Origin of the sequence: Psychrobacter sp. ANT_H3, assembly GCF_027919975.1 — a bacterium.
GTDB lineage: Bacteria > Pseudomonadota > Gammaproteobacteria > Pseudomonadales > Moraxellaceae > Psychrobacter > Psychrobacter maritimus.
Genome location: NZ_JAQISM010000014.1, coordinates 1 through 13,192 on the forward strand (window position 1 = coordinate 1; position 13,192 = coordinate 13,192).

The window sequence follows — 13,192 nt, forward strand, 5'->3', positions numbered from 1 at the left end:
GCTGGCAGAAGACGAAGGCGATTCAACGAAACGCTCATTATCATCGCCACAACCAACAAGTAATAAGCTACTGGCAATCGCTAGCGATAATAGACCGCGCGTCATGATGGGTTTGTTTATAATTGAACGGGGTAAGACCATGATTGCTATCCTTAGCAGTAGTAAAACAAAAAAATGCCTAAAATCCTTGGCAATAGATAAATAAAACCTAGCTGATATTTTTAATAAATACTTTTTAGAACTCGCTTTTTTAAATCAAACTTCTAAGTCAGATGGCTTAGACGACTGAGTGATAATCAATGTGAAAATCAATGAAAATCAATGAAAACCAATGAAAACCAATGAAAACCAATGCTTAGGCTTTACTATTTATACGCTAAAACCCTATTAAAATCCAATAAAAAAGTGATGCAAAAGCATTTCAAATACTTTAGATAAAACAGAGCCCGTTATGAATCACGAAAGCAGCCAATCAACTGACCAGCCCAGCAAGCAAGCCATCACACCGTCCATTGACCAACCCGATACGCGTACGGATCGCAGCTTTGATGCAATTGCCGACCACTTTGAAAAAAAGGTTTACGGCGGCTTAAAAGGCGACATTCGTCTGGCAGTATTGCGCCGTGATATTTTTGCCTATTGCACGCAGATGAGCCAGACACTTGGGCGACCGTTACTTATTTTGGATGTGGGCGCTGGGCTAGCGCAAATTGCGATTGAGCTTGCCACTCAAGGGCATACGCTGGTTATCAATGATATCTCAGCCAATATGTTGGAGAAAGCACAAGCAAACGCTGAAATAGTTAAAAAGGATTTGGATATTAGGTGGTACGTTTGCCCGTATCAAGAATTAGAAGAAAAGTTAGCAGGTAATACAGAGAAGTTTGATTTGATAATGTGTCATGCACTGCTCGAATGGTTGGCAGAGCCAGCCGCTGTGATGGATTTTTTTGATAAGCATTTAACTGAAAATGGCGCGCTATCGCTGTGCTTTTATAATCCAGCGAGTTTTGATTATCGCAATCTTATTATGGGTAATTTTAACTTATTGGATAACACTGAATATGAAGCGGACAATAAGAAAAGCCTCACACCCAATCATCCGGTCGCTAAAGAGGAAGTTGAATCTTGGTTAGAAGCTCATCATTATCAAACGATACTTGCCAGTGGCTTGCGGGTATTTCATGATTATTCGCCGCTAAAACGTGGCGGTCATAACGACCCTGAAGCGGTGATACGCATGGAGCTGCGCTACTCACAACTCGAGCCGTATAAATGGCTGGGACGTTATTTGCATATACTGGCAACGCGCCAAGCTTAAAGTTCTTGCTAAGCTTCAAGAGCAGCGCCAAGCTTAAAACTCATAACTACCTGACGTCTTCCACGCGCTCTGACCTATCATACTCTGACCATGTGGTGGCATTGATGTCTTTTTCATCAAACACCACTACGTGCTCTAGGATAGGCAAGATGCCAATTTGTGAACCAATCTCATGGTTATGATGACTGGCAACTAACGACAGTACGGTTTGACCGTCGGCTAGCTGTAAGCGATAAAGATAGTTTGCCCCGCGAAATACACGTCCGACTACTAAAGCCGTTTGCGTGCTTTCATCGTCATGCACGATATCATCAGGACGTACTAACACCTTAATCGGCGTACCATTCGGATAGTCGTACTCGCAATACTGCGGCTGCCCTGTTTCATCATAAACTTCCATACGGCGATAAATATCACCAAGCGCGGTTTCAACATGACCTTCTTTGATAATACCGTCTATCATTGCGCCTTCGCCGACAAACTCAGCGACAAATGGGCTGACTGGCTCATGATATAGCTCACTTGGCGTCGCCCATTGCACCAATTTACCTTTATCCATCACCCCGACTTTATCGGCTAACGCAAAGGCTTCGTTTTGATCGTGAGTGACCAATATCGCCGTAGTATTGGTACGTTTAAGGATATCACGGACGTTCATCGCCAGTGACTCACGTAGCACCACATCCAAGTTAGAAAACGGTTCATCAAGTAGCAAAAGCTTGGGCTTTGGTGCCAATGCGCGGGCTAATGCCACCCGTTGCTGCTGGCCACCAGATAACTCACTAGGACGTTTATCCGCATGTTCCGACAATTCCACAAGCGCTAACATCTCTTTAACGCGGGCTTTTTTGTCAGCAGCCGACCATTTATTTAGGCCAAAGGCGATGTTTTTTGCCACGCTTAAATGTCCAAATAACGCATAATCCTGAAATACCATGCCCATGCCGCGCTTGGCTGGCGCGACCGCAAAGGTAGTACGTGCGGTTTGTTCCGTTAAACGCTGATTGCTTAAGCGAATCTTGCCGCCACGGCTTTGCTCTAAGCCTGCAATCGCCCTTAGGGCGGTGGTTTTACCGCAGCCGCTATAACCCAAAAAGCAGCCGATTTCACCTTGTTGCAAATCTAGCGATAAGCCATTAACGATAATCGTATCGTCATAACCAACGATTAAATCTTGAACGCTAAAATAAGCATCATCAACGCTAGTGTTCTTTTTAGAGGAATTAAAAACAGGGTTATCTTGCAAGTGAATTTGTCCTGCTGTTTCTTTATTTAAGGCAGTCTGATCTGATACGCTTTGATTTGATATGCTTTGATTTAAAGCATCTTGTGTCGATGAGCTGTGAGGCAAGCTTTTATCCGCTTGCAGCTGTGCTACCTGAGCTTTGGTTAATAGGGTGGCGGGTGGTTTTTTCACATGCTCCGGTCTTGGCTTACCGCCTATCTTTAAGGATTCAGGCTTTAAAGATTTAGACGCTGCTGGATTGGTTGAATCGTTCATCAAGTCAGTATACATAGACGGTACCAGTAAGCTATTAGTGAATAAAACCCATCATTGACGCGGTTTTTAATGTTGCTCTTTTTAATATAGTTATTTCTTAATGTTGTTCTTTAGTGATAAACGCGCTTAACCTTGTTTATCACTTTGGCGCAGCAATACCCAAACAGGAATCAGACCAACCAGCACAATCAACAAACTGGGCAATGCGGCGCGTCCCCACATGCCTTCGCTGGTCATCTCAAACACCCTTACTGCCAGCGTATCCCAACCTTGTCGCCGTGTCATTAAGGTAATCGGCATCTCTTTCATGACTTCGACAAAGCCCATCAACAAACCCGTTAATACCCCCGGACTCAATACGGGCAACATCACTTGCCGCCAGCGCTGATACGGGCTATCGCTAAGTAATTTAGCTGCCGCTTCTTGATTGACCGTCAAGCGCTGTAGCTGACGGTCTACCGGCTGAAAGCTCACCGTCATAAAGCGCGTCGATAAGGCTAGCAGCATGACGATGACACTACCGGAAAAAAACTGCGTTGAAGTAATACCAAAAGCTATCAGCTGATTATCAAGCCACGCAATCGGAATAAATATCCCAACGGCCAACACCGTACCCGGTACCACATAACCCAAATTGGCTAAGGTGGTCATCAGCTTGGTGGATTTATCTGGATATTGACGCTTGACCCAAGCAATGATAATCGCCAAAAATGCGATAAATATCGTGGTCATACTCGCAATCATAAGGCTATTGGTGACAAAATCAATATAGCGCGCATCAAAATCTTGCTGGAAATTTTCTGCGGTCCAATAAAGCAGCTGTAAAAACGGAATCAAAAACGCCACTAAAAATACCAGCGTACAAAGTAGCGCCATGCCCCACTTCGCAGGTTTACTGGCCTCAAAGCGCTTACTGCTACCCTGAGTGATGGTATTGCCACGCTTTGCTTGCCAATACTGCTCAAACAAGACGACGATAAAAACCACGCCGATTAATAACGCTGCCAGCTGCGCAGCAGTGGTTAAACTAAAAAAGCCAAACCAAGCTTTATAAATCGCCGTCGTAAAAGTATCGACATTAAAGACTGATACTGCGCCAAAATCTGCGAGCGTCTCCATACTGGCAAGTAGCAAACCACCAATGACCCACGGTAGTGCTTGTGGTAACGCCAGCCGAAAAAACACCTTGCTACGACTTAACCCAAGCATCTGCCCCGCTTCAATCGCTCGCCTACCTTGCGATAAAAACGCCTGGCGCGCCAGCAAATAAACATAAGGATAAAATGCCAACGACAATACTAAACCTGCACCCCAAACATTACGCACCGATGGGATAGCGGTGGTAAAGCCTGACTCTCTTAAAGCCGTTTGCAGCGGTCCGCTAAAGTCAACGATACCGACAGTGACAAATGCTAAGACATAAGCGGGCATCGCTAATGGCAACATCAGCGCCCACGCAAAAAACCGCTGTCCAGGGAAGCGGTACATACTGGTCACCCACGCAAGTGCGGTCCCGATAACGCCAGAAATCACCGTCACCATCAGCAATAGAATGACGGTATTTTTTAACACTTGCGGCAACACATATTCGCGCATATGGGTCCAAATATCAGCGACCGGCTGCGTCCACGATAATAGTACGATTAAAATCGGTACTAGCATAAACAACGAAATCAGTCCTAAGACTGATTTTGAGAGGATACGTTTGCGGACGACATGGTCGTGACTAATAGATGGACTATTATTGTCATTACTGGCTTCATTGACAGTATTGTCTTGCTTAGCAGACGCTTCTGGCATTGTTATCATAGATTGTTACCGTGTCATACGCATAATGACGCTATTAGATGCTGAATTAATAAGCACCTAATAGCTAAAAACCAACCACTTAGCTACTGCCAGTCTATTATTTATAACCCGCTTTATCCATCATTTGAATGGCTTTGGTTTGTAGCTCACCGAATTTCTGGACACTGATATCGTCTTGTTTAAATGGACCCCATGATTTGAGCATCTCTGACTCATCGATACCCGCTTTGACTGGGAATTCTTTATCAGCGCTGGCATATAAACCTTGCGCCTCATCAGAAGACAACCATTCCATCAATTTAAGCGCGCCATCTGGATTGTCTGAACCGGTTACTACGCCAGCTCCAGAGATATTAACATGGGCACCAGTCGTACCTTGGTTCGCCCAGAATATTTTTACAGGGAAGTTTGGTTTTTCATCAAGCAGGCGACCATAGTAGTAGCTATTGGCAATACCCACTTCACACTGACCTGCGGCAATCGCCTCTAATAAGTTGGTATCATCGCTGAATACGTCGGTCGCTAAGTTATCTACCCAACCACGAATAACTTGCTCGGTTTTCTCTTCGCCCAAGTGCTCCATCATGCTGGCAACCAATGATTGGTTGTAAACTTTCTTAGAGGTACGTAGACACAATTTGCCTTTCCATTTTGGATCAGCCAAATCGGCATAAGTAGATAATTGGTCGGCGCTGACTTTACTTGGGTCATAAAAAATCGTACGGGCGCGTAATGACAGACCTGTCCACTGACCTTTTGGATCACGATATTTAGCAGGGACGTTGGCTTCTAAGATAGTAGAAGACACAGGTTGCAATAAGCCCTGCTCCGCTGCTTGCCATAAGTTACCCGCATCGACGGTTAATAGCATATCAGCAGGAGTATTTTTACCTTCCGCTTGCAGGCGCGCCATCAATGGCCCCGTTTTATCAGTGACCAGCTCAATTTTAACGCCTGTCTGCTCAGTATAACGGTCTAATAGTGGTTTGATTAACTGCTCATTACGTGATGAGTAGATGGTGACCGTTTGCCCACCAGCTGCCGTCGCATCATCATTTGTAGCCACTTCTTGCTCAGTGCTAGATTGTTCAGTACCAGCTTCAGCATCTACGCCTTCTGCTGGCGTCGATGAATTATTACAGCCAGTAAGCCCTAACATCAGACCAAATACAGCAACGGGTAAAATAAGCTTAGTAGAAGATAGATTTGCACTGATAGCAGTTAATGACATGGCTTTCCCCATAATGGTGCTACGGATAAGTGAGATAAAAGGACATTAAAATCATTAGAAAATGATTGAATAGCGAGACTAATAAGACATTAATGTCTGAGTGACAATATACTAATCGAAATGAGATTAATTATCAATACATTTATTTCGTGCAACCATGCAGCAAAATTATCACTTAATATTTACCTTTGGATAGCCATATTTAAGCAGAGTTTTAATGGCTTTTTATCGATTTACTTTGATGATAGAGCAGCCCTATCCTAACGCAGCCGCATCTTAGCATCTGAAAGAAGCCACTGTCCTAAAATGACATTAACCGCCGCTTCGGTGCGCAATATGCGCGGGCCTATATTGACCGCCGTGCAACCTTGCTTGGCAAGTAAGTCAATCTCATAATCAATCCAGCCGCCTTCTGCGCCGATAAAAACCATACTTGGCAGTGCTGAGTTATGAAGGGGTCCAGGATTTTTTAGTTGTTGCTGCATATATTGCGCAAATGACAGCGCGCTATAAGGATGAGCAACGATGGCACGATTGGTGATTAAGCTTGCAAGCTCATCTTCAACAAAGGGTTTAAAGCGTTTTTGCAGACTGATGCGCGGCGTAACCGTATCAACGCCTTGTTGCAGCCCTTCTAACACAAACTCGTCAAGGCGAGCCAACATCGGGCTTTGCCAATAACTCTTTTGCGTACGATAGCTGTTGATAAGGATAATATCGTTGACACCAAGCGCGGTCATATCCATGATTAGGCGGCGTAACACCTTTGGCCTTGGTAATGCCAGTACCACCGTAAGATTGAGCTTCGCTGGCGGATTGATGGTTAGCTGTATATCACCCAGTTCAATACTATCGGACGCAATATCTTTAATGATAGCGCTGCCAAGCTTGCCACCCAATTGGCCAATTTTTAACGTATCGCCCACTTTGGCAGTTAGTACTTTATTCACATGGGTAATTTGCATTAAATCATTGATATAGGCAGACGCATTATCATGTTGAAAGTTGGTTGCTGGCAATAATATACAGTTCATAGCGTCACTTATATCCGCTCTTGATTCAGTTCTGGATTCAGTTCTGGATTGAAAGATGCTTTTGCGTATTGCTGAATCACATCTTCAATCATCGATAACTGCCGATGCAAGACCGCTTGCTGCTGCTCAGTCATTTCTGCACCCGCTTGCCCTGCCTGCTTTGCCAATTCCAAATGGCTAAGCCAAAACTGTAGCTGCTGATAAAGCAAACTGTCGTCATCGCTAGATGGCGGATTGGTCGCAATTTTCTGCTGCTGAGATAGCTGCTCATCAGTACCAAGAGCGCTATAGAACTCGTTGTTTGGTTGATATAACGCCCCAACACTAGCGAGCTTATCAACCACGCTTTGGCAAGATTGGGTATAACTGCCCATCAATACCGGCGTCGCCACACTTGCCGGCTCAACGGGATTATGCCCGCCAATATCGACCAATGAGCCACCCACCAATGCCACATCTGCAAGCGCATACCATTTCATCAACTCACCCATACTATCAGCCAAATAAACTTGGGTATTTGTACTGATTGCATCCTCATCACTACGACGCGTCATCGTTAATCCTGACTTTTCAATCAGTTCTGCCACCTCATCGAAGCGCTCAGGATGCCTTGGAACGATAATTAACAACGTATCCGCTAATAGAGGATTAGAGATGATTTGCTGCTGCCATGATAATACTGTCTTTTCTTCACCGCTATGTGTACTTGCTGCCACCCAAATCGGGCGACCTGCTACGCCTAAATCTAAATCCAAGTCTGCGCCATCATTTGCTATTTCAGCTTCTTTGGCACCATTATCATTCAGCTTCGGGGTATTAATCACCCATTTCAGCGAGCCTGCCACGCGGATTTGCGCACTATGAGCGCCCAATTGCCGAAAGCGTTTTGCCGATTCATTATCCTGCGCAATAATCAAACTCAGGTTTTTCATCATACTGGCACTGACCGCGCCAATTTTTTGATAACTTTTAAAAGAAGCAGCCGACAGCCGACCATTGACCAAAATACTTGGGATATGATGCTCGGACAACTTGGTCAAGATATTCGCCCAAAGCTCCGTTTCTACAAACATTGCCGCAACGGGTTGTACATGCGCTAAAAATGTCTCAATCACCGCAGGGCTGTCGACTGGAACGTAGCTATGGCTTAAGCGACCTTGGGCAATATCATCGGCAAAGCGACTGGCACCGCGCGCAAACCCTGTCTGCGTGGTATTGGTCAACCATATCTGATAGCCTTTTGCTAATAGCGCATCAAGCAAGGGCGCGACGGTATTGGTCTCACCTAAAGATACCGCATGGCACCAAATGACTTTTTTGCCATTGCTATCTTTATAATTAGCATTTTCGTTGGCATTCACATTAGATTTAATATTTGTATCAGGCACGGGCGGCGCAGGATAGCGCTTACCAAAACGCTGCTCGACTTCTTGCTGATAATTATCACGCTTATGCGAGCGACGCCATACTTGCATACGATATAACGGTTTTAGCAAACCAATCGTCACCTGATAATAAACAGGTGGCTTATAAACGGCTCGGCTTGGCTGAGTCGACTTATCAAAAGAGGGTAAGGAATTATCAGAAGATGGCATGAAGAAGCCCAGATTAGTAATGGATCGGACGATAGGAGGTGACGTTATAAAATGACAATAAAAAATGCCAATAAAAAACGCGCCAATTCTACCTGAATTTAATGCTAAACAATAGTTTTAAAGCACTCGCTATTAGAAACGAAAATTTAAGAACCGGAATTTGGACATGAACGGTTAGACAATAATGAATATTAATATAGCGATAACAATGATTACCGCAAACAATAGCTGATAACGTTTGAGACTATGCTGCTCTTGCTTTTGTGTACTGATTAACGTTTGCGCTTGCTGCCATTGGCTCATCAAACTGGCCGCTTCTGCATGACCATTTTTGGCCGCTTGCTCAAGCCAGTATTTTCCATTAGTCATATCTTGCGGCACGCCAAATCCTTGATAATACAGCTTACTTAATAAACGCTGGGCACGGCTGTCATCTTTGCTCGCCGCTTGCTTCACCCATTCAACCCCTGCTTCCATACCAGCCACTTTATCCGTATTTACCCCTTCACCAAGTAGCTCATACATGGCTAAACGTAGCATCGCAGCGCTATTACCCGCATGAGCAGCATCTTGCAATTTTAACAGAGCTTGCTGCTTGGCTGCCAAATGCTGCTGTGAAAAGGTAACTTGCGCGCGCGGTTTCTCTTGCTTAGCAATATGCTGCTCAAATTGATCCAAGATTTTACAGGCTTGCTCGTATTCTGTCTTGCCAGCGATTTGTGGTACTTCTATTTCATCAAGCTCTATGAGCAATTGGCTAAAAAGCTCTGGGGTTGGCGCTTCTTTTATCAGTGGTTTTACTGCTGGTTTTATTATTGGTTTTATCGCTATTGTGTCTGACTCTGTTTGTGAAGATTTTACTGAAGCCGTTTGTGCTGAGGGTGCTTCTAATGGAGCTGTTAATGAAGCAGTTGATGAAGCAGTTTTTGCTAATAGAGTATCTGCTTGGACAACTTCAGGTGTTGTTTGAAGCTCATTATAAGAAGTATGATTAACAGCATCAGTATTTGTCTGAATACTTTGGCGGCTATGTCGAGGTACTATTGTTTCAGTTACTTCTTTAGTGGCACGCTCGGTAGCTATAGGTAATGCATGATGGCTATCAATGGCGTTTGGCAGTCTTGCACTCACTGCTTGGTATAGGCCGCTTGCCACTTGACCACCTTGCACCGCTTGAAACGGCCTATCAATATGACCAAACAGCCGCAGTCCTATCGGCTCTAAGGCAAAAAATAGTGAGTCAGTCGCATTAGGCTTATCAGTATCCTCAACATCATTATGATAAACCACTGCCATATGTTGATAAAAATCATCGGTCAGCAGCGGCAGAGCAGGATAACGCTTACGTAGCTCAAACTCACCGAACCAATGCGGCGTATACTGCCATTGCTGTGCCAATACGCGCCCTGCATAAAATGCCAAAAATACCATGAAATTACGATAGCGCTCATCTGCCAACAGCGTCGCCTCATCCCACGTGCCAGACTTTATCATGTCACGGCGTATCTGCGACAGCAAGGTATCTATACGCTGTAAACTTGCCAGCGATTCATCGAGTGTGCAGTGATGCAATTCAGCTTCATAAGCCATGCCGCCAGCGACGGGACGGCCAGCTAAGAAATCTTGCCAATAGCCTGCTGCAATATAATCAAGGGGCGTTAAGGGCGATGCAGACATAAGGCAAGCCTATCCTTTAAAAATTAAGCGTTTTAAAAAAACAAATAAGATGACAATAAAAATAAGTAGTTTACCTTAACTCAAAAGCGAAAGCGCTACAATAAAGGACTAAATAAGCGCACCACATTATCAAACAAGCGCTCTGCCCCGTGGCGCTCTTGCCACTCTTCTAAGCCTAAAAAATGACAGCTTTGTAAGTAGACTTCTTGACAGTCAGCAACCTGCGCGACCATTTCTGGCGTATAAATCGCTAAGCTAACTTCCATATTCAAATAAAAGCTGCGCATATCGATATTTACCGTGCCAAACAGACAATAATCATCGTCAATAACCACGGTTTTTGCATGCAGCAGTCCGCCTTTAAATAAAGCAATGGTCACCCCTGCTTCGAGCAGTTCTTGATAATACGCTTGGGAAGCGTGCTGCACCAAAAACGAATCCACTTTTTCTGGCACAATAATCGTCACCTCGACCCCACGTTTGGCAGCAGTAGTCAGCGCCCCTGATAAAGCTTCATCGGGTACAAAGTACGGCGTGGTAATACGAATACGTTTATTGGCGCGATGAATCACCGTCACCAACGTATTATAAATCACATGTGCCGTTACTTGCGGCGCCGAAGGTATCAGCTGCGCTAGCACATCCTCGACTACGGGCATGCGCGGTATCAAAATCGATGTCGAGCCAATCTCTGGCGGCTCATCAGAATCAACAAGCTCGTCTAAAACTTTGACGCGGCTGTTGATATCATTAATTGTCGGGTGCATGACATAAAGCTTACGGGTATAGGTATTCACGCGGTGATTGAGTGCGTCTAGGTTGTCTTTATTTTCTGCCCCGATATCGGTGACCACTACTTTGGCCATCGCTGTGGCAATATTCATCGGCTCTTGACTGAAACTACGTATCGCTACATCAATCCATTGACCAACATTTTTATTCTGTTTAAAAAACTTCGGGTCAACCAAGTTAAAGCTACCGATATAGCCTATATGTTCGTCAATGACGATAATCTTGCGATGATTACGCAAATCGGAGCGCTTAAACAAAGTTTTAAATAATCCCACCGGTAGCGACTGGTGTACAAAAACCCCAGCCTCTTCTAACATCCGATGCTGTTTGCTATTAAAAAAGCTAAAACTCCCTACACTGTCTGCCAAAATATGACATTCTACACCGCGCTGCGCCGCTGCCATTAGCGCTTCCATGACATCGAGTATCTGACCTTTTGGATAAATAATATAAAACTCCATCAGGATAATGCGCTGGGCGGCATTAATGTCTTCAATCAAGCGCCCAAAGATAGCACTCGGCGTGGTCAATAATTGCATTTGGTGGTCGGGAAATACCCCAAACCCTGTCCAACGCGTGCCTATTTTACTGACACCGCGGTAGTTATCAGGCAGCAGCTCTTGTCCTTCATCAAATACCAGCTGCTCACGCTTAGCCATATCATTCATCAGTAGCCGCGCCTGATTCATACGCGCGCGGTAACGCCGCCCAATCATTGGCTCACCTAGGAGTATATAAGCGATAAAGCCAACCAAAGGCAAAGTATAAAGCACGGCAACCCAAGCAATCGACACCCCGATATTGCGCTGCACCGAGACAATACGCAGCGTCATGACTATCATGAGAATCACGTGCAATATCAGACCCAATCCAGCAAAGTCGCCTACCGACCATGTGGTAAAGTAGTCTTCAATAGAAAGCGCTTCTATATTAAAATTATCTATGCTCGCCTCCATGACCCTATATCACTCAAACTATTTACCTATTTATTAACCAGCTGGCTTACTAAGTAGACGCCTTGTTAACGAGATGCCAAAAGCATTATCAGTATAGTAGCTTTTAGCAAGCACGCAATAGCTAACTGTATCGTCTGACACTCACTTTATTTATGCCTTAATTTGACCGTTAATAAAGGTTAACAACCACAATTTTAAAAATACTTGAAATAATATTTGACAGCCATGTGTAAATGTATATAATACACACCCACAGAGCGAGGCTTTAGTTAGTTCTCTTCTGTTGAAAGTTATTCAAAGGGTGACAACTTTGAATGTTAAAACTTTCAGGAAATCCTCTTTAAAGGATTCCAGTAATACCTAGTTTGGATGCGTAGTTTCCTAGAATTTACGACAATGTAAATTCTCTTGCGCTCGGACGAAGCAGTGCTTCGTTTTATCCTCGCTCAGGGTGATTAGCTCAGTTGGTAGAGCGTCTGCCTTACACGCAGAATGTCGGCGGTTCGAATCCGTCATCACCCACCACTATTTAGTATAGTGTTACTCTTAAGTAGTAAGCTAAGTGGCTAAATAAACTAAAACGACCTCAGCAGCGGTAGTTCAGTTGGTTAGAATACCGGCCTGTCACGCCGGGGGTCGCGGGTTCGAGTCCCGTCCGCTGCGCCATATTTAAAACTTAGTTTTAATACAAAAGTTTCAACCTCAAGTATTCGTTTACTTGAGGTTTTTTTGTGCTTGTTGATTGTTATCAGCTATTAACTACTACTTAGAACTTATCATTTTATCCAGAAAAATTTTCACTAAAACCCCATACGGAACAGCGTACCGACCACAACGAATGCCACTGAAAGTAGCGTCACCAAGATAATATTAACGGCAAATCCATTCAAATTGTTGGCTGATAACCTTGGTATTACCCTAAAACGTGCGTGCATAGCGACGACAGCCGTCAGCAATAATAATATCAGCTTGATACCAATCAATACGCTAATGTCATTATCAAAAGCAAACCATGCACTCACATCGGGTAGCATCCTATATGCCATCCACAATCCAGTAATAATCTGAATAGCCAAAGCTGGCATACCAATTTTTTCAAACTGCCCCTCAAATTGTAACAATGCCTCTAAATTACGTGAAGTTAGTACTTTAGGTAGCACCACTAATGCTAGTATTAAATGACCACCTGTCCATATTGCTGCGCCAAGTAGGTGCAGAATTAATAGATAGTTGAACATACCATATCACTCCAAATAATTAACCAATCATGATTTCT

General features: G+C 44.2%; 9 protein-coding genes and 2 tRNA genes. 3 read left to right on the top strand and 8 right to left on the bottom strand.

Annotated elements, in window-relative coordinates; genetic code table 11:
• The first annotated feature begins 451 nt into the window (after positions 1–451).
• Positions 452–1,321, top strand: coding sequence for a methyltransferase (locus PG901_RS07985; protein WP_271134135.1), 870 nt, complete (start codon positions 452–454; stop codon positions 1,319–1,321).
• A 46-nt stretch (positions 1,322–1,367) separates the two neighbouring features.
• Here the strand turns inward: PG901_RS07985 and PG901_RS07990 are convergent, their stop codons facing one another.
• The 7 genes from PG901_RS07990 to PG901_RS08020 all read right to left on the bottom strand — a co-directional run bounded on the left by PG901_RS07990 (position 1,368) and on the right by PG901_RS08020 (position 11,916).
• Positions 1,368–2,837, bottom strand: coding sequence for an ABC transporter ATP-binding protein (locus PG901_RS07990; RefSeq protein ID WP_271134136.1), 1,470 nt, complete (start codon positions 2,835–2,837; stop codon positions 1,368–1,370).
• 111 nt (positions 2,838–2,948) lie between these two features.
• Positions 2,949–4,631, bottom strand: a complete 1,683-nt coding sequence (locus PG901_RS07995) for an ABC transporter permease (protein WP_271134137.1) — start codon at positions 4,629–4,631, stop codon at positions 2,949–2,951.
• A gap of 97 nt (positions 4,632–4,728) precedes the next feature.
• On the bottom strand, positions 4,729–5,862 hold the full coding sequence (locus tag PG901_RS08000) for an extracellular solute-binding protein (RefSeq protein WP_271134138.1): 1,134 nt from the start codon (positions 5,860–5,862) through the stop codon (positions 4,729–4,731).
• A gap of 260 nt (positions 5,863–6,122) precedes the next feature.
• Positions 6,123–6,896 carry a 16S rRNA (uracil(1498)-N(3))-methyltransferase gene (locus PG901_RS08005; protein WP_271134139.1) on the bottom strand — a complete coding sequence of 258 codons (774 nt, stop codon included), beginning with the start codon at positions 6,894–6,896 and terminating at the stop codon, positions 6,123–6,125.
• Between the two features lie 8 nt (positions 6,897–6,904).
• Complete coding sequence (locus PG901_RS08010) at positions 6,905–8,491, bottom strand: 3-deoxy-D-manno-octulosonic acid transferase (protein WP_271134140.1); 1,587 nt, start codon at positions 8,489–8,491, stop codon at positions 6,905–6,907.
• Positions 8,492–8,665: 174 nt separating this feature from the next.
• Positions 8,666–10,168, bottom strand: coding sequence for a tetratricopeptide repeat protein (locus PG901_RS08015; RefSeq protein ID WP_271134141.1), 1,503 nt, complete (start codon positions 10,166–10,168; stop codon positions 8,666–8,668).
• Between the two features lie 95 nt (positions 10,169–10,263).
• On the bottom strand, positions 10,264–11,916 hold the full coding sequence (locus PG901_RS08020) for a cardiolipin synthase (protein ID WP_271134142.1): 1,653 nt from the start codon (positions 11,914–11,916) through the stop codon (positions 10,264–10,266).
• A 449-nt stretch (positions 11,917–12,365) separates the two neighbouring features.
• Between PG901_RS08020 and PG901_RS08025 the strand changes: the two genes are divergently transcribed.
• Together PG901_RS08025 and PG901_RS08030 are read left to right on the top strand one after the other, a co-directional pair.
• Positions 12,366–12,441 (top strand) — tRNA-Val (locus PG901_RS08025).
• 64 nt (positions 12,442–12,505) lie between these two features.
• Positions 12,506–12,582: transfer RNA gene (locus PG901_RS08030), tRNA-Asp, on the top strand.
• Positions 12,583–12,716: 134 nt separating this feature from the next.
• On the opposite strand, the gene PG901_RS08035 is transcribed toward PG901_RS08030, so the two are convergent.
• On the bottom strand, positions 12,717–13,154 hold the full coding sequence (locus PG901_RS08035; RefSeq protein ID WP_271134143.1) for a CopD family protein: 438 nt from the start codon (positions 13,152–13,154) through the stop codon (positions 12,717–12,719).
• Positions 13,155–13,192: the final 38 nt, after the last annotated feature.